This window comes from Streptomyces sp. NPDC044044 (assembly GCF_056434405.1).
The window spans coordinates 235,445-256,651 of the sequence record NZ_JBWKFG010000001.1 but is presented as its reverse complement, the minus strand read 5'-3'; the positions used below and the strand labels follow the sequence as shown (position 1 = coordinate 256,651).

Sequence of the window (21,207 nt, the reverse complement as noted above, 5' to 3'; positions counted from 1 at the left end):
CCTCTAGACCCTCGTAGGGACGAATGAGCATGAGCGACAACAGCCTGCGGCTGGTGTGGGTCTACCCCGACCTGCTCAGCACGTACGGAGACCAGGGCAACGCCCTGGTCGTGGAGCGCCGCGCCCACCAGCGCGGCCTCCAGGTCGAGCGCTACGACGTGCGCAGCGACCAGCCGGTGCCCACCTCCGGCGACATCTACCTGATCGGCGGCGGCGAGGACCGCCCGCAGCGCCTGGCGGCCGAGCGGCTGCGCCGCGACGGCGGTCTGCAGCGGGCCGTCGGCAACGGCGCGATCGTCTTCTCGGTGTGCGCGGGCTACCAGATCCTGGGCCAGGAGTTCATCAACGACCTCGGCCAGCGCGAGCCGGGCCTCGGCCTGCTCGACGTGATCTCCACCCGCGGCGAGGGCGACCGGTGCGTCGGCGACGTCCTGGGCGACATCGACCCGCAGCTGGGCCTGCCCCCGCTGACCGGCTTCGAGAACCACCAGGGCATCACGCACATCGGCCCGTCCGCCCGCCCGTTCGCCCGCGTCTCGCTGGGCCGGGGCAACGGCACGGGTGACGGCACCGAGGGCGCGTACAACGGCACCGTCTTCGGCACGTACATGCACGGTCCCGTCCTCGCCCGCAACCCGCTGATCGCGGACCTGCTCCTGAAGCTGGCCCTCGACGTGAACGCGCTGCCGCCGACGGACGACCGCTGGTACGAGGCGCTGCGCGCCGAGCGCATGAACGCGGCGCAGCAGCCCGCCTGAAGCCTTTGCCGCACAGGTGAGCGGCACCGTCCAGCAGTCGGACGCCCGGTGCGGCCCCGCCCCCTGACGCCTATAGGGTGGCGGGGTTCCAGCCGGACGACGTGGTCCGGACTTCGGCCCACGTTGCAAAGGTTTCCCGGGCTATGCGCATTGGTGTCCTCACCTCCGGCGGCGACTGCCCCGGTCTGAATGCCGTCATCCGTTCGGTCGTGCACCGCGCCGTCGTCGACCACGGCGACGAGGTCATCGGCTTCCACGACGGCTGGCGTGGCCTGCTCGAATGCGACTACCGCAAGCTCGACCTGGACGCGGTGGGCGGCATTCTGGCGCGTGGCGGAACGATTCTGGGCTCGTCCCGGGTCCAGCCCGCGCATCTGCGCGACGGCGTCGAGCGGGCCAAGGGCCACCTCGCCGACCTGGGCCTCGACGCGGTCATCCCGATCGGCGGCGAAGGCACCCTGAAGGCCGCCCGGCTCCTGTCGGACGCGGGTCTGCCGATCGTCGGGGTGCCCAAGACGATCGACAACGACATCGCGGTCACCGACGTCACCTTCGGCTTCGACACCGCGGTCGGCGTGGCGACCGAAGCCCTCGACCGCCTCAAGACGACCGCCGAGTCGCACCAGCGGGTCCTGATCGTCGAGGTCATGGGCCGGCACACCGGATGGATCGCGCTGCACTCGGGCATGGCCGCGGGCGCGCACGCGATCGTCGTTCCGGAGCGGCCCTTCGACATCGAGGAGCTGACGCGGAAGGTCGGCGAACGCTTCTCCGCGGGCAAGAAGTTCGCGATCGTCGTGGCCGCCGAGGGCGCCAAGCCCCGTGAGGGCTCGATGGAGTTCGCCGAGGGCGTCAAGGACATGTACGGCCACGAGCGGTTCGCCGGCATCGCACGCCAGCTCTCCATCGAACTGGAGGAGCGCCTGGGCAAGGAGGCGCGCCCGGTGATCCTCGGGCACGTCCAGCGCGGCGGCACCCCCACCGCGTACGACCGCGTGCTCGCCACCCGCTTCGGCTGGCACGCCGTGGAGGCCGTGCACCGCGGCGAGTTCGGCAAGATGACGGCGCTGCACGGCACGGACATCACCATGGTGCCGCTCGCCGAGGCCGTCGAGACGCTGAAGACGGTGCCGGACGAGCGCTACGCCGAGGCGGAGTGCGTGCTCTAGAGCCAGGCCCTGTTTCAAGGCTGAACGAACGGCCCCCGGACGCGTCGGCGTCCGGGGGCCGTTCTAGTCTGGTGCGGACACACAGCGCACAACCGCACGAATCAGGAGCCACTGGATGGATCACAGCGGGCACGGCATGAACATGGATCTGCCGCCGTTCACGCTGGGGCGCGGGCTCGAACTCTCGGCCGACCCCTTCTTCCTCATCGGCTGCCTGGTGGCCCTCGCGCTCTACGGCTGGGGCGTGGTCCGGCTCCTGCGGCGCGGTGACAAGTGGCCGGTCGGCCGCACGATCTCCTTCGTGGCGGGCGTCCTGACCATCCTGCTCGTGATGTGCACCAAGCTGAACGACTACGGCATGGTCATGTTCAGCGTGCACATGGTGCAGCACATGGTCATCAGCATGCTCTCGCCGATCCTGATCCTGATGGGCGCCCCCATCACCCTGGCCCTGCGCGCGCTGCCGGTCGCGGCCCGCGGCCACAAGGGCCCGCGCGAGTGGCTGCTGTGGGTCCTGCAGAGCCGCTACATGCGGATCATCACGCACCCCGCGTTCACCATCCCGCTGTTCATCGCGAGTCTGTACGCGCTGTACTTCACCCCGATCTTCGACACCCTGATGGGGTCCAAGGTGGGCCACATCGGGATGATGGTGCACTTCCTGGCGGTCGGCCTGGTCTTCTTCTGGCCGATCATGGGCGTCGACCCGGGTCCGCACCGGCCCGGCTACATCATGCGGATGCTGGAGCTGTTCGCGGGCATGCCCTTCCACGCGTTCTTCGGCATCGCGCTGATGATGGCCTCCGAGCCGATGGTCGGCACGTACAAGAACCCGCCCGGCTCCCTGAACATCGACGCACTCGCCGATCAGACCGCCGCGGGCGGCATCGCCTGGGCGTTCAGCGAGGTGCCCTCGGTGCTGGTGCTGCTCGCGCTGCTCTTCCAGTGGTACCGCTCCGAACAGCGCCAGGCACGGCGTACGGACCGGGCCGCGGACCGTGACGGTGACAAGGAGCTGGAGGCGTACAACGCCTATCTGGCATCACTGGCCGCGCGCGGCCGCTAGCGGCGAAGGGTCTTCGCGGGTCAGGATGGTCTCAGGCCGCGGTTTCGGCGTCGAGGCGCCGGGGCTGCCGGGAGGAGGCAGGGCGATGCCTGATTCTACGAAGACGATGGGTGTATTCACCATCGGAGGCTTGGTCGCGGTGACCGCGTACTCGGTCGCACTCGGAAGCAACGGCTGGCTGTGGTTCGGCTGGGTCGTCATCGGGATGCTCACACTGGCGATGGTGCTCTCGCGCAGCACCCCCTGAGGGGCGCCGCGCGATGGCACCGGGGACCGCGTCGGGCCTGTCAGAAGCGGAAGACGGCGCCCGTCGCGTACCCCATCTCGCAGGCGTTGCCGTACGTCTTGTTCCAGCTCACCGGCTTGCCGCGGTGGACCCCCGTCGCGCTCACGGTGACCGGCGCGTACTGCTTGGTGCAGATCCCCGACTTCGCGGGCAGGGCGTCGAAGTCACCGCGCGCCTTGTCGATCGCCGCGCAGGCCTCGGCCGCGTGCGGGTGGTGTCCGGGCTGCCGGGTCACGCAGTCCAGGAGCACGCCGCGGACCCAGGCGTTGTCCTGACCGGTGACGGTGAGGAAGACGCCGCTCGACCGCTTAGGGGGCGCCGTCCCTTCTGCCGCGTGGGCGGGCGCGGCCGCGGCCAGGGAGATCAGCGCGACGGCGGTGGCCGCGACCGGGCGCAGGCGGGACGTGGGACGAGACCTCATGAGGACCTCCTGGGACGGTGACGTGCTGCGTCGGAGAGCTGCGTCGGAGAGACGCCAGGCCACCCCCGCACGCGCCGCCCACCCGGGTGACACGCCGGGCGCTCACCCGTACGAGGCCCGAGCGGGGCCCGGATGGCGTCCTGACTGCCGTTCCTGCGGTTCCTTTCGGCCCGGGGACCGGGTCCACCCGGCTTCGCTCCCTTCTCCCGTACGGATGTCGCACCTAAACTGACCGCTGCGCGAGGACCCGTGACCTGCGACGACGCAGCACCCAGGCCGGTCCACCTACGTCAAGGAGCAACGGGTGTTCTACTACCTGCTCAAGTACGTCGTCCTGGGGCCGCTGCTGCGGCTCATGTTCCGGCCGCGCATCGAGGGGCTCGAGCACATACCGGAATCCGGCGCGGCGATCGTGGCGGGCAACCACCTCTCGTTCTCGGACCACTTCCTGATGCCCGCCATCATCAAGCGGCGGATCACCTTCCTCGCGAAGGCCGAGTACTTCACGGGCCCCGGCGTCAGGGGCCGCCTCACGGCCGCGTTCTTCCACAGCGCCGGGCAGATCCCGGTGGACCGCACCGGCAAGGAGGCGGGCCAGGCCGCGATCCGCGAGGGGCTCGGCGTGCTGCGCAAGGGGGAGCTGCTCGGCATCTATCCGGAGGGCACGCGCTCGCACGACGGCCGCCTCTACAAGGGCAAGGTCGGCGTCGCCGCGATGGCGCTCAAGGCACAGGTGCCGGTGATCCCGTGCGCGATGATCGGCACGTTCGAGGCGCAGCCGCCGGGACAGAAGATGCCGAACTTCCAGAAGGTGTCCATCCGCTTCGGCGCACCGCTGGACTTCTCGCGCTACGCGGGCATGGAGAACGAGAAGGCGGTCCTGCGCGCGGTCACGGACGAGATCATGTACGCGATCCTCGGGCTCTCGGGGCAGGAGTACGTCGACAAGTACGCCGCGGTCGTGAAGGCGGAGGAGGCCGAGCGGGCCGCCGCCGCGAGCAGGCGGAAATTCCCCCGGATGCCGCTCAGTTGACGTCCTGACGTACGGTCCTGCACATGAGCGAACACAACCTGTACACCAAGCTGATCGGGCTGCTCGAGGAGCGCGGCGCGACGTACCGCGTCATCGAGCACGCGGAGGAGGGGGCCACGGAGGCGGTGAGCGCGCTGCGGGGCAACACCCTCCAGCAGGCCGCCAAGTGCATCGTGGTGATGGTGAAGATCGGCAAGAAGACGAAGCGGTACGTCCTCGCGGTGGTGCCCGGTGACCGCCGCGTCGACCTGAACGCGGTCAAGCAGCTCCTGGGCGGCACGTATGCGGGGTTCGCCACGCAGGAGGCGGCCGAGCGGCTCGCGGGCAGCGTGAGCGGCACGATCCTGCCGTTCTCCTTCGACCCCGAGCTCGAACTGGTCGTGGATCCGGCGCTGCTCGCCCACGACGAGCTGTTCTTCAACGCGGCGCGCCTTGACCGTTCGCTGGCGCTGCGGACCGCGGACTACGAGGCGATCGCCGAGCCGCGCAGGGCCGCGATCGCGCAGGAAGCGGCATAGCGAAGGGGCGACCGGGAGGCCCCGGTCGCCCCTTGCTCAGCTGCCTGGTTGCCTGGCTACCTAGCTGCCTAGCTGCCTAGCTGCCTAGCTGCCTAGCTGCCGAAGGCTACGGCTTGGGCGTGGCGTGCGGCGCGCACGTCACGTCCTTGCTGTCCAGCTTGCCGGTCAGCAGGTAGGCCTCGACACGGTCGTTGAGGCACGGGTTGACCAGGTTCGTGATGCCGTGCGAGCCGGCGTCCTTCTCCGTGATCAGACGCGAGCCCTTGAACCGCTTGTGCAGCTCGACGGCACCCTCGTACGGGGTGGCCGCGTCGCGGGTCGACTGCGCGATGAGGACGGGCGGCAGGCCCTTGCCGGTCTTGACCTCGACCGGCTCGTGCTGCTTGCTCTTCCAGGTGGCGCAGGGCAGGTTCATCCAGGCGTTGGACCACGTCATGAACGGGTTGTCGCGGTGGATGCGGGTGTTGTCGCGGTCCCACTTCTTCCAGCTGGTGGGCCACTTGGCGTCCGCGCACTCGACGGCCGTGTAGACGGCGTTGCCGTTCTCCGACGCGATGTTGCCCGCGGTGTCCGACAGGTCGGGGCTGGCTGCCTCGATCAGCGGCTTGGCGTCACCGGCGACGTACTTGCTGAAGTTCGTCGCGATCTCCACCCAGGCGGAGTCGTAGTACGGAGCGCTCTGGAAGTAGGCGATGAGCTCGGCGGGGCCGACCACTCCGCCCAGGGGCTCCTTCTTCGCGGCGGCGCGGAGCTTGTCCCAGTTCTTGGCGACCTTCCCCGCGGTGTCCCCGAGGTGGAAGGTGGCGTCGTACTTGGCGACCCACTTCATCCAGTCCTTGAGACGGATCTCGAAGGCGACGTCCTGGTCGAGGTTGGCCTCGTACCAGATCTTCTTCTTCGACGGGTTGACCACCGAGTCGACGACCATCCGGCGCACGTGCGACGGGAACAGCGTCCCGTAGACCGCGCCGAGGTAGGTGCCGTAGGAGACGCCGAGGAAGTTCAGCTTCTTCTCGCCGAGCGCGGCCCGGATGACGTCCAGGTCGCGTGCGGTGTTCGGCGTCGTCATGTGCGGCAGCATCTCGCCGCTGCGCTCGGCGCAGCCGTCCGCGTACTCGGCGGCGAGCTTGCGCTGGGCGCGCTTGTCCGCCTCGGAGTCCGGCACCGGGTCGAGCTTGGGTGCCTTGACGAACTCCTGCGGGTCCACACAGGAGATGGGCGCCGAGTGACCGACACCGCGCGGCTCGAAGCCGACGAAGTCGTACGCCTTCGCCGTCTTCTCCCAGAGTGGTGCCTTGGTGACCACGCGGTTGGGGAAGCGGAGGCCGGAGGCGCCGGGGCCGCCCGGGTTGTAGAGAAGAGCGCCCTGGCGCTCCTTCTTCGTCCCGGTGTTGCCGATGCGGTCCACGGCGAGCTTGATCTTCTTGCCGTTGGGCTTGGCGTAGTCGAGCGGGACGGTGACCCAGCCGCACTTGATCGCCTTGTCCAGGCCCCAGTCGGCAGGGCATGCCTGCCAGTCGATGCCGGCCTTGGCGGCGCGCTGCGCCGCGAGCGCGACACCGCGTGCCTCGGCGCTGGTGCGCTGACGGGCGTCAGCGCTGCCGCCGCTCCGGCGGGCATCGGCACTGGCGACGGGCGCCAAGATCGCGCCCGCTATGAGCGAGCCCGTGATCAGCGTGCCGGCTGCGCCGAATGCTGTGGTGCGTCTCAACTGGTTCCTCCCCCTGTCGATTTACCTGTCGATTTTCGAACAGTAGGAGGATCCTGTCGGTCGGAGGGTTCAGTGCGACAGACGGAGCAGGGGTTTCTTTACCAATCCGATAGACGGTGCACGGAACTCCGCTGAGCGGTTATGCCCCTGTTCAGGTGAGAGTGCGCAACGCCTCGTCGAGGACGCGGCGCACCCGCAGCGCGTCGGGGGCGACGGCGGTGACCAGTACGGCGGGTCCGGCGAGCGGGGTGAGGGCGGCCGCATCGCCGAGCACTGCGGGCTCCGGGCGGTGCTGCTCGAATTGCGGGCGTACGACGACCAGTTGCCCGATCGCGCGATGCCCGGCGAGGACTGCGGGACCGTCCCACCCGCCGGGCGCTCCGGGCCCGCAGGAGAGCTCCTGGTCGAGGAGGAGCCGGCCCGCGCGGCGCACGGTGAGGCGGCTGGTGAGGCGCCCCGGGGCTTCGCCCGTCCGGCCGAGCACCTGCTCCTCCCGCAGCACCAGGCTCGCGCTCGCGGCGAGCTCGGCCCGCGTGGTGACCCGCAGATCGCTGTCGCGTACGGAGATCAACTGCTCGGGCAGCCAGCGCAGTTCCGCGTCGTCACCGACCGTGAGGCGCACGTCGTAGCGCGCCGCCTCCTTCGACTGCCCCGGCAGGGCGAGCGTGGCGGCGGCCGAACCGATCTGCAGCCGGGCCCCGTCGTGGGCGGCGGCCTCGACGGTGAGGTGATCACCCCCGAGGGGGCCGCTCATCGCGCCGACGAGGGTGACCTGGGCGCCCGCTCCGGCCGCCCGGGTGCGCCGCGGGGCGAGCGGCCCCTCCCCGTCGAGCACGGGCAGGACGGTGCCGCCCCGCCCGTTCCCTCGCGCGGTGATACGGGCGATGCCGCGCACCCCGGATGCCGCGACGGCGTGCACGGTCATGCGGACGCGGTCCAGGCGGCGTACTGGGCACGCACCCAGGCGGCGACGGGGCCGACGCCCTCGTCCGACCTCAACGACTGGAAGACGACCGGGAGTTCGGCACGCTGGGCCTTGGCGTCCGCGGCCATGCCCGCGAGGTCGGAGCCGACGTACGGGGCGAGGTCGGTCTTGTTGACGACGAGCAGATCGGCGGTGGTGACGCCGGGGCCGCCCTTGCGCGGGATGTCGTCGCCGCCCGCGACGTCGATGACGAAGATCTGCGCGTCGACGAGTCCCTTGGAGAAGGTGGCGGTGAGGTTGTCCCCGCCGGACTCGACGAGGATCAGGTCCAGCGGCCCGACCTCGTCCTCCAGGTCCTCGACGGCCTCCAGGTTGGCGGAGATGTCGTCACGGATCGCGGTGTGCGGGCAGGCGCCGGTCTCCACCGCGGTGATCCGCTCGGGCGGCAGGACGGCCTCGCGCAGCAGGAACTCGGCGTCCTCGCGGGTGTAGATGTCGTTCGTGACGACGGCGAGGGACAACTCGGCCCGCAGTTCCTTGCAGAGCGCGGCGACGGTGGCCGTCTTGCCGGATCCGACGGGCCCGCCGAGCCCGATCCGCAGCGCGCGACGGCGGCCGTCGGGACGGTGGGCGTCGGCGCTCACCGCGGCGGATTCGTCGTGGGAGTGATCGAGGTGCATGGTGCGACTCCTATGGTTCAGCAGTTCTTCAGTGCTTCAGCGCTTCAGTTCTTTCAGCCCGTGCGGCGGGCTCTGTGGGCGGCTCGTTCGGGGTGGCTCGCGCGGGGGCGGCTCGTGCGGGCGGCGGCTCGTGCGGGCGGTGGTGCCCTCTACGAGGCGAACAACCGCGCGGGCCAGGCGGCATGCGCCTCGGCACCCACCTCGAGCAGCGGCGCGGACGCCGCGGGCAGCGCGTCGACCCCGTCGGTCAGCGCATCGCGCGCCGCGCCCGCCGCGGCCCGCGCGACGAGGTCGAGCTCGGGTGCGAGCCGGGCCAGGACACCCGTCGCGTCGAAGGGGTCCAGGCTCAGCAACCGCACGGTCGCCGTCGCGGGCCCGCTGACGCACTCGTACGCGGAGCAGTACGCGGCGTCCTGCGCCCCCAGACCCGCCGCGCGTGCGGCGAGGCCGAGGACGACCGGCTGGTGTGCCCCCTTGGGCCGGGCGGCGGCCAGCTGGTCCAGCGAGGGATTGGGCCACGCCGACCGCGCGGCCCGCATCATCTGCCGCCCGAGCCGCCGTCCGGCGACCCGCAGCGCGGCCGAGGGTGTCCGCGCGTCGGCGGCCTCGTCCAGCTCCAGCGGGTCGATGCCGAGCGCGGCGGCCGCGGCCAACGCGGCGGACACGAGCCCCGTGGTGTGCAGCCGCCCCCGGCAGAACTCCGCCAGGTCGGCTCCACCGGTGATGCGCCCCGCCTTGACGGCTTCCTCGGCCCCGCCGGAGTGCGCGTGCCCTCCGGCGGGAAAGCGGCCGTCGGCCAGGACGAGTAGTGCGGCACTGGACATGACGGCGCCCGTCAGAACAGGAAGTACCGCTGCGCGAGCGGCAGTTCGGCGGCGGGTGACGGTTCGACGAGCTCCCCGTCGATGGTGACGGCGAAGCTGTCGGGCGCGACCTCCACCCTGGGCAGGGCGTCGTTCTCGTACATGTCCGCCTTCGTGCGCCCGCGCGTCGAGCGGATCGCGGTGAACTCCTTGGCCAGCCCGAGCCGTTCGGGCAGCCCGTCGTCAAGCGCCGACTGCGTCACGAAGTTGAAGGAGTTGAGGCTCGGCGCGGTGCCGTGCGCACCGAACATGGGCCGCGGAAGCACCGGCTGCGGCGTGGGGATGGAGGCGTTGGCGTCGCCCATCTGCGCGTACGCGATCTGACCGCCCTTGATGACGAGCAAGGGCTTCACACCGAAGAACTTCGGGTCCCACAGCACCAGGTCGGCGAGCTTGCCGGTCTCGACGGAGCCGATCTCGTGGTCGACGCCCTGCGCGACCGCCGGGTTGATCGTGTACTTGGCGACATAGCGACGCGCGCGGCGGTTGTCCGCCCGGGTGTCCCCCGGCAGGAAGCCGCGCCGCCGCTTCATCACGTGCGCGGTCTGCCAGGTCCGCATGACGACCTCGCCGATGCGCCCCATGGCCTGCGAGTCCGACGACATGATCGAGATGGCGCCGAGGTCGTGCAGGATGTCCTCGGCCCCGATGGTGGTGGGCCGGATCCGCGACTCGGCGAAGGCGAGGTCCTCGGGGACCGCCGGGTTGAGGTGGTGACAGACCATCAGCATGTCGAGGTGTTCCTCGATGGTGTTGACGGTGTGCGGCCGGGTCGGGTTGGTGGAGCTCGGCAGCATGTTGGGCAGGGACACCGCCGTGATCATGTCCGGTGCGTGCCCACCGCCCGCGCCCTCGACGTGGAAGGCGTGCAGGGTGCGGCCCGCGACGGCGTCGAACGTGTCGCCGACGAAGCCCGCCTCATTGAGGGTGTCGGTGTGGACGGCGAGCTGGGCGCCGGTGTCCTCGCAGACGTTCAGGCACGCGTCGATGGTGGCGGGCGTCGCGCCCCAGTCCTCATGGATCTTGAAGCTGACGGCTCCGGCCCGCAGTTGGGCGTGCATGGACTCGCTGGAGACCGTGTTGCCCTTGCCGAGGAAGCCGATGTTGACCGGGCTCGACTCCATCGCCGCGAACATCCGGGCCAGGTGCCACGAGCCGGGGGTGATCGTGGTCGCCTTGCTGCCCTCGGCCGGGCCGGTGCCGCCCCCGATGAGGGTGGTGACGCCGGAGGCAAGCGCCTCGTCGACGATGGTCGGCGAGATGAAGTGGATGTGGGTGTCGATGCCGCCGGCGGTGAGGATCTTGCCGTTGCCCGAGAGGATCTCGGTCTCCGGGCCGATCACGAGATCGGGGTGTACGCCGTCCATCGTGTCCGGGTTGCCGGACTTGCCGATGCCGGTGATGCGGCCGTCGCGGATGCCGATGTCGGCCTTGACGATGCCCCAGTGGTCGATGATCACGGCGCCGGTGACAACGGTGTCGGGGGCGCCTTCGGCGCGCGTGGTGCGCGACTGCCCCATCGACTCGCGGATGACCTTGCCGCCGCCGAACACCGACTCGTCGCCGGAGAGTCCGGGGCCGCCGGAGCGGTCCTCCTCGATCTCGACGAGGAGGTCGGTGTCGGCGAGCCGGATCCGGTCACCGGTGGTGGGGCCGAACAGGTCGGCGTATGCGGCGCGGGACAGTTCAGGCATCGAGGGCACCTCCGGTCTCGCCGCGCAGTCCGGGCACGATGCGCAGTCCGGCCAGGGGGACGAGTTCGACGTCGACGGGGATTCCGGGCTCGAAGCGCACGGCGGTGCCGGCGGCGATGTTGAGCCGCTTGCCGTGCGCGGCGGCACGGTCGAAGTCGAGGCCGGGGTTGGCCTCGGCGAAGTGGTAGTGGGAGCCGACCTGGACGGGACGGTCGGCGGCGTTGAGGACGGTGAGGGCGGTGACCTCGCGGCCCGCGTTGTAGGCGACGGGCTCGTCGGCGAAGAGGATCTCGCCGGGGATCACGGGCTGCGTGGGACTCATCTGGCCGGCCCCCGTCAGACGATCGGGTCGTGGACGGTGACGAGCTTGGTGCCGTCCGGGAAGGTGGCCTCGACCTGGACGTCGTGGATCATCTCCGGGATGCCGCTCATGACGTCGTCGCGCGTGAGCACCTTGCGCCCCGACGACATGAGTTCGGCGACGGTGCGGCCGTCGCGGGCCCCTTCGAGGATGTGGGACGTGATCAGGGCTATCGCCTCGGGGTGGTTGAGCAGCAGCCCCCGCGCCCTTCGCTTCTCGGCCACGTCCGCGGCCACATGGATGAGCAGTCTCTCCTGCTCGTGCGGGGTCAGTTGCACGCGTCCCACCTCACAGTCCTCGCTCCGGACCGTGCGGGGTCCGGCTGCCGCGGCCACCGCGACGGATATAGATGTAACACACAGACAGTGCGCTTGATCTTGCGCACCCCGGTTACGAAATCCCCTGGTGACGTGGCATCGCAGGCTAGTTGGGAGGAGTTTCAACGAGGTTAACCAGCGCTTGACCGCCCCATGACCATCAGCTGGGCTTCCCCATACTCATCAGACCGCGCAGCCCGTCCTGCAGCGCCTCGACCGGAACCTCGTCGAACAGCGCGAGCTGCGCGGCGAATCCCTGAGCCGTGGCGACCATGACCCGCGCGACATGGTCGGCCGGGACGTCGTCACGCATCATGCCCGCCGCCTGATACCCCTCGACGATCTTCACCCAGGCCACTCGCACCTTGGCGTACCCCTGCTTCATCAGGTCGGCGAGCTCTTCGTTGCGGAGGGTCTCCGCCCACACCTGGACGATCAGACGCGGGAAGTACGGGGTCTCCCCCTCGCCGCCGCCCTGCTTCTGGGCGAGCACCTGCCTCAGCGCGCGGCCGACCAGCACATCCGGCGGTGGCGGCGGGGTCTCCTGGGCGGCCGCCTCGAAGGTCGCCCGAAGCCACTCGAGGACCTCGCCGACGATCGCCCCGATCAGCTCCTCCTTGCCCCGGAAGTAGCGGTAGACCGCCCCGGCCGAGAGGCCGACCTCCTTGAGTACGTCCTGCATGGAGGTGGCGTGGAAGCCATTGCGGGCAAAGCAGAGGGCGGCGCCGTCCATGATCTGGCGGCGGCGTGCGTCGAGGTGCTCCTGGGATACGCGGGCCATACCACCCAAATTAAAACGAACATTCATTCTTGACAAGCGGCGCGCCCGGCAGCACAGTGTGGGCATTCCGTAAAACGAACGATCCTTCTCTTTACTGTCCGCCGCTGCACCCTCCGATGCTTCGACCCTCCGCCACTTCGGCCCTCCGCCACTTCGGCCCTCTCCCGCTGCACCTTTCGACAATTCCCCCCTTCACCCCTTCGCACCTCCAGAAGGAGCTCAGCCCATGTCCACGTCGGTCGCCACCCCGCCCCCGCAGGGCCGCCGCATGGTGGCGGTGGCCATCCTGGTCTCCGCGCTCGTGGCCCTCGCCCTGTGGGCCTTCGCCTGGCCCGCCGCGAGGACCGCCCCCCGCGATCTGCCGCTCGGCGTCGCGGGACCCGCCACCGCGACGGCGCCTCTCGAGTCCCAACTGCGGGAGCAAGAGGGCGCGTTCGAGATCCATCGGTACGCCGACGAGGCCGCGGCCCGCGACGCCGTCGAGGACCGGGCCGTGTACGGAGCGGTCGTCGTCACGCCGCAGGGCATGAAACTGCTGACCGCGACCGCCGCGAGCCCGGTGGTCGCCCAGCTCCTGGAGCAGGCGGTGGCCGGTCAGGCTCCGGAGGGGGCCGCGGTGACCACCACCGATGTGGTGCCGGCGCCCGCCAACGACCCTCGGGGCTCCGCTCTGGGGGCGAGCGTGCTGCCGCTGGCGATCGCGGGCGTCGCGGCCGGTGCGGTCGTGACGCTGTTCGGCCTGCGCGGCATCCGCGCGGTGGCCTCCCTCACCCTGGCCGCCGTGCTGGTCGGCGTGGTCGCCGCCGCCGTGACACACAGCTGGCTGGGAGTGCTGACGGGCAACTGGTGGGCGGAAGCAGGGGTGTTGGGGCTCTCGACGCTCGCGGTGGGAGCCGCCGTGGCCGGGTGCGCCGCACTCATCGGTCCTGCGGGCATCGGGGTCGGCGCGCTGACCATGGTGCTGCTCGGCAACCCGTTCTCCGGAGTGACGTCCGCGCCACGGCTGCTGCCCGAACCGGTCGGATTCATCGGCCAGTTGCTGCCACCCGGCGCCGGCGGCACTCTGCTGCGCTCGGTCTCCTTCTTCGACGGCGCGCGCATCACGGGCCCCCTCGTCACCCTCGCCGTCTGGTCCCTGCTCGGCCTGATGGCCGTACTGCTCGGCGTGCTCCGCCGCCGCCCCGGCACCAGGGCGCGTGACGAGGCACCGACCGCGCCGGAAGCGGTGCGGGTCGCCTGACCCGGCAGCGCACAGAGACAGCCGTACGCCTCCGCTGTAGCGGACGGGGGCGTGCGGCGCTTGCTGCTTACGGGGCCCGTCCTGCTTGCGGACGCCGCCCTGCTCACGGGCGCCGTGCTGCCTACGGAGCCCGTTCTCCTTACGGAGCCCGCTCTGCGCTCGATCGCCGTACGGCTACGTCGCGTTGGGTCCCCGGTGTTCGGCGGCGATCCCGAAGCGCTGCCGTTCACCCGCACCCGACGACGGGGACGAGGTGGAGCGCAACGACGAGACGGAGCTGACCACCTGCTCCCCGTCCACGTCCGGCAACGCCTCGAGCCGCTCCAGGTCGGCGGCGGAGACAAGGGCCACGAGTGGCTTGCCGTGGCGGGTGACGACGACCCGTTCGCCGCCGTACACGACGCGGTTGATCAGATCGGCGAGCTCTGCTCGGGCTTGCGTCACCGGAATCTCGTAGGCCATGCCCCCAGCCTAACCGTCGTCCGGCACGGTCGTCCGGCCCCGCGCGCAACGGATACGCCGCAGGTCAGGGGGCGGTATCCGGGTCGGACGTGCGCGAAGGCGTGGCCTGCAACCGCCGGGGGGCGTCGCCGCGTTCGTCGTCGTGCTGGACGAGGAGCGTGAGGAGTTCCGCCACGGCGAGACCCGATTCGGCGGGGTGGCGCAGGATGGTCCCCGATTCGATGCGGTACGCGTTGGAGCGGCCCTGGCGCGTGTGGGAGAGGTATCCACCCCCCTCCAGATCCGCGACGATCTTCTGTACGGCACGCTCGGTGAGTCGGCAGCGCGCGGCGATGTCCCGGATACGGGTGGCGGGGTCGTCGGCGATCGCGGCCAGCACGCGGGCGTGGTTGGTGAGGAACGTCCAACCGATGTGTGGTTCAGGTACTGCACCCATCCCTCCAAGGTAGGGGGTCTGATTCACGCATTCAAAAAGGCGAACTACATTTCCGGTATCTCTTGACGGGTGAACCTCGCCGGGCCGACGCTGGGTGAGGTGACGACCCACGGAAGCCTACGGAGTGGCCGCCATGACAGATCGTGCACTTCCCGCGCAGCTCGCGGAGGGCAGCGAAGCTCCACCTGACACATCCCCCTGCCCGACGACCGGCCACATCGAGCAGGACCCGCGGGTGGAACTCGGTCAGCTGCGGCGGGCCATGCGGACGCGGCCCGTCATCGACATGGCGCGCGGAGTCCTGATGGCGTCGTTCGGGCTGAGCGCCGATGACGCGTGGGACGTCCTCGTCTCGGTCTCCCAGAACACGAACACCAAGCTGCGTCTCGTGGCCGCCGAACTCGTCGCTGCCGCAGCGGGAGGTGAGATCCCGAAGCCGTTCCGACGGCAATTGGCCGCGACGGTCGCCCAGCTCCAGGAGCCGCCGACGGCGCCCCGCACCGACGAGGGATGAGCCCGGCGGAACACGGGCCCCTCCCTCCTCCCGGCTCTCCTCCGTTATCGTCCGCGCGGCAAGGGCACCCGCGCCCCCGTCCCGGACCGGACGGAGGCGGACCCCACTCCCCGAGGGAGGCGTTGATGGAGTGGATGACCAGCGCGCTCTGCGCGCGAGAGGATCCAGAGCTGTTCTTCCCCGTCAGCGTGACAGACCCCGCGCTGCGCGAGGAGCTGGCCGCCAAGCGGATCTGCCTGCGCTGCCCCGTGCTCCGCCCCTGCCTCAGCTGGGCCATCGACACCGGTCAGGCGTACGGCGTCTGGGGCGGGACCAACGCGGAGCAGCGTGCGGTGCTGCGCCGGAAGGCCGGCAGCTCCGCACCGGCACACCTCGGTTCCGCGGAGCCTCGATTCAGTTCCGCGGAGCCGCGATTCAGTTCTGCAGAGCCGCGATCCGCAGCTCCATCGGATGCACCGTCGGCTCCGCCACCGCCTCCCGCTGACTGACCTCGGCCCACCACGCCCCGCCGTCCTCCATGTGCCGCAGCAGCACGCCTTCACGGATGGCCCAGGGGCAGATGGTGACCGTCTTGATGCCCGTCAGCTTCATCGCCGTGTGCCCCACGATCGCGCCGGCCAGGCTCTGCACGGCCCGCGGCGCCGACACCCCCGGCAGCCGGGCGCGCTCGGCCGCCGGCAGCGCGGCGAGCCGGTCACGGCACAGGCGCAGCTCCGCGCGGCTCAGCTGACGTGCCATGAACGGTCCGTGGCGGCCGGGGGCGGCACCCCCGAGCCGCGCCAGCTGCTGGAACGTCCGTGACGTCGCCACGGCGGTACGCGGCCCCTCCCAGCGGATCCGCGCGGCGACGTCACGCAGCTGATGCCGCACCTTGCGCCGCAGCGCCTTCAAGCTCTGCTCGGTCGGCGGGTCCTCGCCCTCGAAGAACTCCCGGGTCAGCCGGCGCGCGCCGAGGGGCAGCGAGGCCACGTAGTCCGGCAGCCTTCCGCGCCCGAAGGCCACCTCGAGCGAGCCACCGCCGATGTCGAACAGCGCGAGGGGACCGGCTCGCCAGCCCATCCACCGGCGGGCGCCCAGGAAGGTGAGTTCGGCCTCCACCTCTCCGGGCATGGTGCACAGCGCGACGCCGGTCTCCTCACCTATCGTCCGCAGCACGTCCAGCCGGTTGGGTGCGCTGCGTACGACGGTCGTCGCGAAGGCCAGCGGCTCCGCCGAGCCCCATCGCCGGGCGGTCCTCGCGGCCTCGGAGACCGCGGTGACGAGCTGCCCCACCGACTCTTCGGGGATCGCCCCGGTCGGCCCGACCTCTTCGGAGAGTCTCAGTCTCCACTTGGCGGTGTGAACCGGCAAAGGCACACCGTCCTCGGCGTCCACGACAACCAGCCGGACCGCATTGGAACCCACGTCCATCACACTCATTCGCATGTAACTCTGAGTACCCATCAGGCCACGGGTCAGTCACCCTGGTTGACCTTGACCGGGCCAGGGAACCGGTGATGCGTGCAACAGACCCCACCCGACGAACGGATTCCGGACGTGACCGTCCTGGGACCGGCAAGGAGAGTGAGCAGCCATGCGTATCGCGTTCTTGATGGCACCCGAGGGCGTCGAGCAGATCGAACTCACCGACCCCTGGAAGGCGGTGACCGACGCGGGCGGTGAGCCCGTCCTCGTCTCCACGCGGCCGGGCCGCATCCAGGCCTTCGACCATCTCGACAAGGCCGACACGTTCCCCGTGGACGAGGTCGTCGGCGAGGTGTCGGCCGACTCCTTCGACGGGCTCGTACTGCCGGGTGGCGTGGCCAACCCGGACGCGCTGCGCCTCGACGAAGCGGCCGTGTCCTTCGTGCGCGACTTCTTCGATCGCGGCCGTCCGGTCGCCGCGATCTGTCACGCCCCGTGGGTCCTCGTCGAGGCGGACGTCGTCTCGGGCCGGGGACTCACCTCCTTCCCCAGCATCCGCACGGACGTCCGCAACGCGGGCGGCACCTGGGTCGACGAGCAGGTGAAGATCTGCCACGACGGGCCCAACACGCTGATCACCAGCCGCAAGCCGGACGACCTGAAGGCGTTCTGCGAGGCGTTCCTGACGGAGTTCGCGAAGCCGACCGCTCCCTGATCCCTGGTGGTCCCTGATCCCTGCCCCCCTGACCCCTAAGGGGGGCTACTCCCTTGATCCCTGAGGGGGCGGGGCTACTCCCTCGGCAGCAGCGGCCCCAGCGGCCCGAGATCCAGATTCAGGTCCTCGGGCCGCAGGCCGTAGCGGTCGCGCAGTTCGGCCATCCGGTCGTCGAGGAGCATCAGCGTGAGTCCGATGCGCTCCTCCTGGTCCTCGCTCAGCTCCCCGGTGTCGAACCGGCGCACGGCCTGCCGCTCCATGAGCTGACGCAGCAGCTCCACGACGGTCAGGACGAGTTTGATCAGGTCGCGTTCCACCGTGTCCGGCTCGAGTTCGAGGCGGTTCTTTCCCGGAGTCCGCTCGCTCACAGCAACTCCTCAAAAGGGGAGGGCACTTGCTCGTTGACCGAGCTGATGAGTGCGTTCAGGTCGATACGGACGAGGTCGACGTCCGCGATGCGCAGGGTGAGGTCCCCGGTGATGACGACCCCGCCCGCGAGCAACCGGTCGAGCAGGTCGACCAGGGCGACCTCCCGGCGTTCGACGACGGTCACGATCCCGCCTCCCCCGCCACGCCGTCCACCGCGTCGCCCCCGTCGTCCTCCAGGCCGGCGAAGGAGTACGCGGCCCACGGTCCGGTGAGTTCCACGCGCAGGCCCGGCTCCTCGCCCTTCACGCGTTCCACCAGTTCGACGAAGGCCTCCGACTCCGAACGCGGCACCAGATAGGCGGCGTTGAGTACGTTGCGGCCCGGCTCCTGGGAGAGCGCGGAGTTCTGGGGTGCGTGCAGCCGGGCGTCCTCGGCGTGGCCGCAGAGCGTGTCGTGCAGCCGGCGCGCGAACTTCTCGGCGCTCTCCCACATGTCCTCATGGGCCCTGTTGCGCTGTCGGCGCTGGCGCAGGTAGTCCCGGCCCGACGCGGCCTTCTCCGGCTTCTCGGCCGCGGGGGCGGGCTCCGCCTCGGCATGGATCTTGACGCCCCATTCCACGCGGCCGTCGAGCCGGTCGAGCGTCCGCCGGAACGCCGCCTCCCGCTCCTCCATCATCGCGCGCACTCCCGCGTCGTCCCGGAACACCGTGGCGAGCCGCATCGGCAGCGGCGTGGTGACCACGGTGAGCGCGTCGATCACCGCCTGGTGGGCACGCGCGGTCGCGCTCAGCCAGTCCAGGTCCTCCAGATGGCGCCGGAGGGGCTCCTCGGCGAAGTCCCCCTCCGGCACAGTGCCGACCACGGCGATCAGGCCGTGGTGCGGCAGCTGACCGGGGGGCGCGCCCTCCACCCCGGTCACCTGCGCCTGGAGTGCCGCGTCGAAGGGCCGGCAGATGGCGTAGACGTAACGCAGTCCGCTCATGTGCTTTCCTCCGCCTTGCCTTGCGCCGCCCTGCCCTGCTCGGCCTTGCCTTGCTCCGCCTTGCGTCGCGCGGGCTTGCGCCGCTCTGTGCTGCCTTGCTCTGTCCTGCCTTGCTCTGTGCTGCCTTGCTCCGTCCTGCCCTGCTCCAGCCTGCCTTGCCCCAATTGCTCAAGCTCGGCGACCTGGGCACGCAACTCGGCGTTCTCACGCGTGAGTTCCTTGCTGTGTGCACGGGAGGACAGCTCGGGGTCGTCCTCCCACCAGTCGATTCCCATCTCCTTCGCCTTGTCGACGGAGCAGACGATGAGCCGCAGCTTGATGGTGAGCAGTTCGATGTCGAGCAGGTTGATCCTGATGTCACCCGCGATCACGATGCCCTTGTCGAGCACGCGCTCCAGGATGTCGGCCAGGTTCGCGCCGCCGCCCTGCCCGTACGGCTCCGGGATCCGACCAGGCATCGTCATCGGCGACTCCCGCTCGTCGCGGGCTCTTCGTCGTACTTGGCGTCTTCGTCCTCGTCTTCCTCGTACTCCTCGTACTTCGCCTCGTCGTCCTCGCCCGCGTCCTCCTCCTCTTCATCCGCCTCGCCGTAGGCGTCCCGCTCGTCCTCGTCCGCCTCGCCCTCGCGCTCTTCCTCGTCCTCGTAGGACTCCTCCGGCTGTTCCTCGTCGCGCTCGTACTCGTCCTCCGCGACGTCCTCGTGCTCGCCCTCTTCCTGCTCCTCCGCGAGCGCGTCCTCATGGCTGACGACGACCTCGCCGTCCTGGATCTCGCCGCGCCAGCCGTCCTCCGCCTCACCCTTGATGGTGATGAACCGGGCGAAGTTCTTCAGGTCGAGCCGCGCCCTGCGGCCCTGGGCGCGCCAGATGTTGCCGGTCTTCTCGAAGAGGCCCTTGGGGTAGTACTCCAGGACCAGCAGGACGCGCGTGAGGTTCTCGGCCAGCGTGTGGAAGGAGACGACGCCCTTGGTCGTGCCCTTCGCGCCCTCCGATGTCCAGGCGATCCGGTCGTCCGCCACCTGCTCGGTGGTGTGCGCCTTCCAACTCCGGCTCGACCAGAAGACCTTGGCCTGCCAGTCGGACGTGGTGTCGTCGGCGCGGTTCGCGCTCTTGACACCCTTGGCGAAGTTGCTGAAGTCCTGGTACTGGGTCCACTGGTCGTACGCCGTGCGCAGCGGCACACCGACGTCCACGAACTCCATGATGACCGTCGGCTTCTTGCCGGCCCCGCCCTTGCGGCGGCCCTTGCCTCCGGTCATGTTCTTGAAGGCGTCGACCACACTGTCCTTGGCCCGCCCCGCACCGACCTCGATGGCGGACCGCAGCGGCCCCTTGCCCTCGGCCATCTTGCGCCCGCCGTCGAGGGCGAGCTTGGCGAAGCCGGGGCTGTTGCCGTCGGCGATGTCGTTGAGCTTGCCCGTCGTCTCGCCGAGCTTGTGGCCCACTCCGACCAGCAGCCGCTGGGCCTGGGCGGCGAGATACTCCTGGACCTCCGCCTTGAGCCGGTCCGCCGCCTCGCTCTGCACGACGCCGGTGATGGGGTTGTCCTTCGCCTTGCCCGTCGCCGACTTCAGCGTGTCACTCATCGCGGCCACCCTCCTTCGGCAGGCGGGCCCCGGTGGCGCGGCGTGCGGAAGTCTTCGCCGCCGCCCTGGCGGGAGCCTTCTTCGCCGGCGCCTTCCTTGCGGGGCTCTTCGCCGCCGTCTTCCTCGCGGGGCTCTTCTTGGCCGCCGCCTTCTTGGGGGCGGCCTTCTTCTCGGGAGCCTTCTTCCTCGGCCGGGGCCTTTCCTCTGGCTCCTCCTCGGACTCCGCCTCCACGGGCTCGTCGTCCCGGTCGTCCCGGTCGTCGTACTCCTCGTACTCGTCGTCCGCGTCGTCCGGCTCGGCCTCGTCCTTGCTGCCGCGCCCCGGTATGTCCGGTGTCACGCCCGCGAGTTGGTCGCGCACATCCGCCGTCCGTCCGTGCAGCCGGTCGGCGAGCCCCGAGATCTGCCGCTCGACCAGCGCTCCGGTGGCGGCCTTCCCGACCCCGCGCAGATCGCCGCGCAGCTGGTCGCCTATCTCCTTGAACTGCGGGTTGTTCTGCAGCTGTTGAGACACCAGGTCACCAAGGGCCCGCGGGCTCAGATTCATCCGCTTGCCGGCCACCATGGTGCCGACCGCGAACGCGAGCTTCATCTTCTTCGTACGTCCGAGGACGTATCCGGCCCCTACGGCGAGGCCAAGTCCCAGTCGATTCATCGTGTGGTCCCGTTGTCAGTTCCCGCGCCTGTGCGCAGGCCGATTTCCAGGCGGTCGAGCAACTCGTCCTCCTGGCGGTCGAATTCGTCCTCGTCGATCTCCCCCGACTCGAGTCGCTGCTCGAGAAGGGCGAGTTCGGTCCGGACAGTGGCCGGGTCGTAGTACAGGCGCTCGGCCTCGGCGAGTACCTGGCTCACCGCCCAGAGACCGCCGCGCACGGGCGCGAACGGCAGCATCAGCACTTCGCCGATCAGTCCCATGTC

The 21,207-nt window shown here is 70.3% G+C and carries 28 protein-coding genes and 1 pseudogene; 10 read left to right on the top strand and 19 right to left on the bottom strand.

Going from position 1 to position 21,207, the window contains the following annotated elements; genetic code table 11:
- Window positions 1–29: 29 nt before the first annotated feature.
- The 4 genes from AC07AG_RS01250 to AC07AG_RS01235 all read left to right on the top strand — a co-directional run bounded on the left by AC07AG_RS01250 (window position 30) and on the right by AC07AG_RS01235 (window position 3,240).
- Window positions 30–758: a type 1 glutamine amidotransferase gene (locus AC07AG_RS01250; protein WP_249585951.1), complete on the top strand. Its 729-nt coding sequence runs from the start codon at window positions 30–32 to the stop codon at window positions 756–758.
- A 143-nt stretch (window positions 759–901) separates the two neighbouring features.
- Entirely contained in the window at window positions 902–1,927 is a 1,026-nt protein-coding gene (locus AC07AG_RS01245) for a 6-phosphofructokinase (RefSeq protein WP_478750620.1), read from the top strand.
- A gap of 115 nt (window positions 1,928–2,042) precedes the next feature.
- On the top strand, window positions 2,043–2,993 hold the full coding sequence (locus AC07AG_RS01240; RefSeq protein ID WP_478750618.1) for a cytochrome c oxidase assembly protein: 951 nt from the start codon (window positions 2,043–2,045) through the stop codon (window positions 2,991–2,993).
- Between the two features lie 85 nt (window positions 2,994–3,078).
- On the top strand, window positions 3,079–3,240 hold the full coding sequence (locus AC07AG_RS01235) for a hypothetical protein (protein ID WP_453396101.1): 162 nt from the start codon (window positions 3,079–3,081) through the stop codon (window positions 3,238–3,240).
- Between the two features lie 40 nt (window positions 3,241–3,280).
- Here AC07AG_RS01235 and AC07AG_RS01230 read toward each other — a convergent pair whose 3' ends face one another.
- Window positions 3,281–3,700 carry an SSI family serine proteinase inhibitor gene (locus AC07AG_RS01230; RefSeq protein ID WP_478750617.1) on the bottom strand — a complete coding sequence of 140 codons (420 nt, stop codon included), beginning with the start codon at window positions 3,698–3,700 and terminating at the stop codon, window positions 3,281–3,283.
- A gap of 304 nt (window positions 3,701–4,004) precedes the next feature.
- Between AC07AG_RS01230 and AC07AG_RS01225 the strand changes: the two genes are divergently transcribed.
- Both AC07AG_RS01225 and AC07AG_RS01220 read left to right on the top strand, forming a co-directional pair.
- Window positions 4,005–4,733 carry a lysophospholipid acyltransferase family protein gene (locus AC07AG_RS01225; RefSeq protein ID WP_361040388.1) on the top strand — a complete coding sequence of 243 codons (729 nt, stop codon included), beginning with the start codon at window positions 4,005–4,007 and terminating at the stop codon, window positions 4,731–4,733.
- 23 nt (window positions 4,734–4,756) lie between these two features.
- On the top strand, window positions 4,757–5,251 hold the full coding sequence (locus AC07AG_RS01220; RefSeq protein WP_478750614.1) for a YbaK/EbsC family protein: 495 nt from the start codon (window positions 4,757–4,759) through the stop codon (window positions 5,249–5,251).
- 106 nt (window positions 5,252–5,357) lie between these two features.
- Here the strand turns inward: AC07AG_RS01220 and AC07AG_RS01215 are convergent, their stop codons facing one another.
- The 8 genes from AC07AG_RS01215 to AC07AG_RS01180 form a co-directional block, all read right to left on the bottom strand.
- A complete protein-coding gene (locus AC07AG_RS01215; protein ID WP_478750612.1) occupies window positions 5,358–6,962 on the bottom strand; it encodes an alpha/beta hydrolase in 1,605 nt (534 codons plus the stop codon).
- A 151-nt stretch (window positions 6,963–7,113) separates the two neighbouring features.
- Entirely contained in the window at window positions 7,114–7,887 is a 774-nt protein-coding gene (locus AC07AG_RS01210; RefSeq protein WP_478750610.1) for an urease accessory protein UreD, read from the bottom strand.
- Window positions 7,884–8,567 (bottom strand): urease accessory protein UreG, encoded by a 684-nt coding sequence (gene ureG, locus AC07AG_RS01205; protein WP_478750608.1) that lies wholly within the window; start codon window positions 8,565–8,567, stop codon window positions 7,884–7,886. The genes AC07AG_RS01210 and ureG overlap by 4 nt, the downstream gene beginning before the upstream one ends.
- 149 nt (window positions 8,568–8,716) lie before the next feature.
- Window positions 8,717–9,391 carry an urease accessory protein UreF gene (locus tag AC07AG_RS01200; protein WP_478750607.1) on the bottom strand — a complete coding sequence of 225 codons (675 nt, stop codon included), beginning with the start codon at window positions 9,389–9,391 and terminating at the stop codon, window positions 8,717–8,719.
- Window positions 9,392–9,402: 11 nt separating this feature from the next.
- Complete coding sequence (locus tag AC07AG_RS01195; RefSeq protein WP_478750605.1) at window positions 9,403–11,124, bottom strand: urease subunit alpha; 1,722 nt, start codon at window positions 11,122–11,124, stop codon at window positions 9,403–9,405.
- On the bottom strand, window positions 11,117–11,428 hold the full coding sequence (locus AC07AG_RS01190; RefSeq protein ID WP_478752160.1) for an urease subunit beta: 312 nt from the start codon (window positions 11,426–11,428) through the stop codon (window positions 11,117–11,119). Before AC07AG_RS01190 ends, AC07AG_RS01195 begins: the two co-directional genes overlap by 8 nt.
- A 32-nt stretch (window positions 11,429–11,460) precedes the next feature.
- The gene (locus AC07AG_RS01185; protein WP_266873899.1) at window positions 11,461–11,763 is read right to left on the bottom strand and encodes an urease subunit gamma; all 303 of its coding nucleotides are present in this window, start codon (window positions 11,761–11,763) and stop codon (window positions 11,461–11,463) included.
- Window positions 11,764–11,962: 199 nt separating this feature from the next.
- Window positions 11,963–12,583 (bottom strand): TetR/AcrR family transcriptional regulator, encoded by a 621-nt coding sequence (locus tag AC07AG_RS01180; protein ID WP_478750603.1) that lies wholly within the window; start codon window positions 12,581–12,583, stop codon window positions 11,963–11,965.
- Between the two features lie 226 nt (window positions 12,584–12,809).
- Here AC07AG_RS01180 and AC07AG_RS01175 point away from each other — a divergent pair, with 226 nt between their 5' ends.
- A complete protein-coding gene (locus AC07AG_RS01175) occupies window positions 12,810–13,823 on the top strand; it encodes an ABC transporter permease (protein ID WP_478750601.1) in 1,014 nt (337 codons plus the stop codon).
- A 174-nt stretch (window positions 13,824–13,997) separates the two neighbouring features.
- Here AC07AG_RS01175 and AC07AG_RS01170 read toward each other — a convergent pair whose 3' ends face one another.
- Window positions 13,998–14,285 (bottom strand): type II toxin-antitoxin system Phd/YefM family antitoxin, encoded by a 288-nt coding sequence (locus AC07AG_RS01170; RefSeq protein WP_478750599.1) that lies wholly within the window; start codon window positions 14,283–14,285, stop codon window positions 13,998–14,000.
- Between the two features lie 64 nt (window positions 14,286–14,349).
- On the bottom strand, window positions 14,350–14,721 hold the full coding sequence (locus tag AC07AG_RS01165; protein ID WP_478750597.1) for a helix-turn-helix transcriptional regulator: 372 nt from the start codon (window positions 14,719–14,721) through the stop codon (window positions 14,350–14,352).
- A gap of 133 nt (window positions 14,722–14,854) precedes the next feature.
- Here AC07AG_RS01165 and AC07AG_RS01160 point away from each other — a divergent pair, with 133 nt between their 5' ends.
- Window positions 14,855–15,235, top strand: a complete 381-nt coding sequence (locus AC07AG_RS01160; RefSeq protein WP_478750595.1) for an ANTAR domain-containing protein — start codon at window positions 14,855–14,857, stop codon at window positions 15,233–15,235.
- A gap of 125 nt (window positions 15,236–15,360) precedes the next feature.
- A pseudogene (locus AC07AG_RS01155) lies at window positions 15,361–15,585 on the top strand (WhiB family transcriptional regulator); the annotation flags it as partial.
- Between the two features lie 64 nt (window positions 15,586–15,649).
- Here AC07AG_RS01155 and AC07AG_RS01150 read toward each other — a convergent pair.
- Window positions 15,650–16,660: a Ppx/GppA family phosphatase gene (locus AC07AG_RS01150; RefSeq protein WP_478750594.1), complete on the bottom strand. Its 1,011-nt coding sequence runs from the start codon at window positions 16,658–16,660 to the stop codon at window positions 15,650–15,652.
- A gap of 148 nt (window positions 16,661–16,808) precedes the next feature.
- Here AC07AG_RS01150 and AC07AG_RS01145 point away from each other — a divergent pair, with 148 nt between their 5' ends.
- Window positions 16,809–17,354 carry a type 1 glutamine amidotransferase domain-containing protein gene (locus AC07AG_RS01145; protein ID WP_478750592.1) on the top strand — a complete coding sequence of 182 codons (546 nt, stop codon included), beginning with the start codon at window positions 16,809–16,811 and terminating at the stop codon, window positions 17,352–17,354.
- 74 nt (window positions 17,355–17,428) lie between these two features.
- Here AC07AG_RS01145 and AC07AG_RS01140 read toward each other — a convergent pair whose 3' ends face one another.
- Genes AC07AG_RS01140 through AC07AG_RS01110 form a run of 7 tightly spaced genes read right to left on the bottom strand, consistent with a single transcriptional unit; the run spans window position 17,429 to window position 21,204 of the window.
- Window positions 17,429–17,722 (bottom strand): gas vesicle protein K, encoded by a 294-nt coding sequence (locus AC07AG_RS01140; RefSeq protein WP_478750590.1) that lies wholly within the window; start codon window positions 17,720–17,722, stop codon window positions 17,429–17,431.
- On the bottom strand, window positions 17,719–17,907 hold the full coding sequence (locus AC07AG_RS01135; RefSeq protein WP_160509195.1) for a gas vesicle protein: 189 nt from the start codon (window positions 17,905–17,907) through the stop codon (window positions 17,719–17,721). The genes AC07AG_RS01140 and AC07AG_RS01135 overlap by 4 nt, the downstream gene beginning before the upstream one ends.
- Window positions 17,904–18,704 carry a GvpL/GvpF family gas vesicle protein gene (locus AC07AG_RS01130; RefSeq protein WP_478750589.1) on the bottom strand — a complete coding sequence of 267 codons (801 nt, stop codon included), beginning with the start codon at window positions 18,702–18,704 and terminating at the stop codon, window positions 17,904–17,906. Before AC07AG_RS01130 ends, AC07AG_RS01135 begins: the two co-directional genes overlap by 4 nt.
- Window positions 18,701–19,168, bottom strand: coding sequence for a gas vesicle protein (locus AC07AG_RS01125; protein ID WP_478750587.1), 468 nt, complete (start codon window positions 19,166–19,168; stop codon window positions 18,701–18,703). Before AC07AG_RS01125 ends, AC07AG_RS01130 begins: the two co-directional genes overlap by 4 nt.
- Complete coding sequence (locus tag AC07AG_RS01120) at window positions 19,165–20,289, bottom strand: SRPBCC family protein (protein WP_478750586.1); 1,125 nt, start codon at window positions 20,287–20,289, stop codon at window positions 19,165–19,167. Before AC07AG_RS01120 ends, AC07AG_RS01125 begins: the two co-directional genes overlap by 4 nt.
- A complete protein-coding gene (locus tag AC07AG_RS01115; protein WP_478750584.1) occupies window positions 20,282–20,944 on the bottom strand; it encodes a DNA primase in 663 nt (220 codons plus the stop codon). Before AC07AG_RS01115 ends, AC07AG_RS01120 begins: the two co-directional genes overlap by 8 nt.
- Window positions 20,941–21,204 carry a gas vesicle protein GvpG gene (locus tag AC07AG_RS01110; RefSeq protein WP_478750582.1) on the bottom strand — a complete coding sequence of 88 codons (264 nt, stop codon included), beginning with the start codon at window positions 21,202–21,204 and terminating at the stop codon, window positions 20,941–20,943. The genes AC07AG_RS01115 and AC07AG_RS01110 overlap by 4 nt, the downstream gene beginning before the upstream one ends.
- Window positions 21,205–21,207 lie beyond the last annotated feature (3 nt).

What these genes read in the sequence shown, in the direction of transcription:
- AC07AG_RS01110 (WP_478750582.1), bottom strand. Translation starts at nt 21,204, where the DNA reads ATGGGACTGATCGGCGAAGTGCTGATGCTGCCGTTCGCGCCCGTGCGC.
- AC07AG_RS01165 (WP_478750597.1), bottom strand. Translation starts at nt 14,721, where the DNA reads ATGGGTGCAGTACCTGAACCACACATCGGTTGGACGTTCCTCACCAAC.
- ureG (WP_478750608.1), bottom strand. Translation starts at nt 8,567, where the DNA reads ATGCACCTCGATCACTCCCACGACGAATCCGCCGCGGTGAGCGCCGAC.
- AC07AG_RS01130 (WP_478750589.1), bottom strand. Translation starts at nt 18,704, where the DNA reads ATGAGCGGACTGCGTTACGTCTACGCCATCTGCCGGCCCTTCGACGCG.
- AC07AG_RS01120 (WP_478750586.1), bottom strand. Translation starts at nt 20,289, where the DNA reads ATGAGTGACACGCTGAAGTCGGCGACGGGCAAGGCGAAGGACAACCCC.
- AC07AG_RS01245 (WP_478750620.1), top strand. Translation starts at nt 902, where the DNA reads ATGCGCATTGGTGTCCTCACCTCCGGCGGCGACTGCCCCGGTCTGAAT.
- AC07AG_RS01180 (WP_478750603.1), bottom strand. Translation starts at nt 12,583, where the DNA reads ATGGCCCGCGTATCCCAGGAGCACCTCGACGCACGCCGCCGCCAGATC.
- AC07AG_RS01175 (WP_478750601.1), top strand. Translation starts at nt 12,810, where the DNA reads ATGTCCACGTCGGTCGCCACCCCGCCCCCGCAGGGCCGCCGCATGGTG.
- AC07AG_RS01235 (WP_453396101.1), top strand. Translation starts at nt 3,079, where the DNA reads ATGCCTGATTCTACGAAGACGATGGGTGTATTCACCATCGGAGGCTTG.
- AC07AG_RS01210 (WP_478750610.1), bottom strand. Translation starts at nt 7,887, where the DNA reads ATGACCGTGCACGCCGTCGCGGCATCCGGGGTGCGCGGCATCGCCCGT.
- AC07AG_RS01125 (WP_478750587.1), bottom strand. Translation starts at nt 19,168, where the DNA reads ATGACGATGCCTGGTCGGATCCCGGAGCCGTACGGGCAGGGCGGCGGC.
- AC07AG_RS01240 (WP_478750618.1), top strand. Translation starts at nt 2,043, where the DNA reads ATGGATCACAGCGGGCACGGCATGAACATGGATCTGCCGCCGTTCACG.
- AC07AG_RS01230 (WP_478750617.1), bottom strand. Translation starts at nt 3,700, where the DNA reads ATGAGGTCTCGTCCCACGTCCCGCCTGCGCCCGGTCGCGGCCACCGCC.
- AC07AG_RS01150 (WP_478750594.1), bottom strand. Translation starts at nt 16,660, where the DNA reads ATGCGAATGAGTGTGATGGACGTGGGTTCCAATGCGGTCCGGCTGGTT.
- AC07AG_RS01170 (WP_478750599.1), bottom strand. Translation starts at nt 14,285, where the DNA reads ATGGCCTACGAGATTCCGGTGACGCAAGCCCGAGCAGAGCTCGCCGAT.
- AC07AG_RS01145 (WP_478750592.1), top strand. Translation starts at nt 16,809, where the DNA reads ATGCGTATCGCGTTCTTGATGGCACCCGAGGGCGTCGAGCAGATCGAA.
- AC07AG_RS01250 (WP_249585951.1), top strand. Translation starts at nt 30, where the DNA reads ATGAGCGACAACAGCCTGCGGCTGGTGTGGGTCTACCCCGACCTGCTC.
- AC07AG_RS01220 (WP_478750614.1), top strand. Translation starts at nt 4,757, where the DNA reads ATGAGCGAACACAACCTGTACACCAAGCTGATCGGGCTGCTCGAGGAG.
- AC07AG_RS01115 (WP_478750584.1), bottom strand. Translation starts at nt 20,944, where the DNA reads ATGAATCGACTGGGACTTGGCCTCGCCGTAGGGGCCGGATACGTCCTC.
- AC07AG_RS01160 (WP_478750595.1), top strand. Translation starts at nt 14,855, where the DNA reads ATGACAGATCGTGCACTTCCCGCGCAGCTCGCGGAGGGCAGCGAAGCT.
- AC07AG_RS01200 (WP_478750607.1), bottom strand. Translation starts at nt 9,391, where the DNA reads ATGTCCAGTGCCGCACTACTCGTCCTGGCCGACGGCCGCTTTCCCGCC.
- AC07AG_RS01195 (WP_478750605.1), bottom strand. Translation starts at nt 11,124, where the DNA reads ATGCCTGAACTGTCCCGCGCCGCATACGCCGACCTGTTCGGCCCCACC.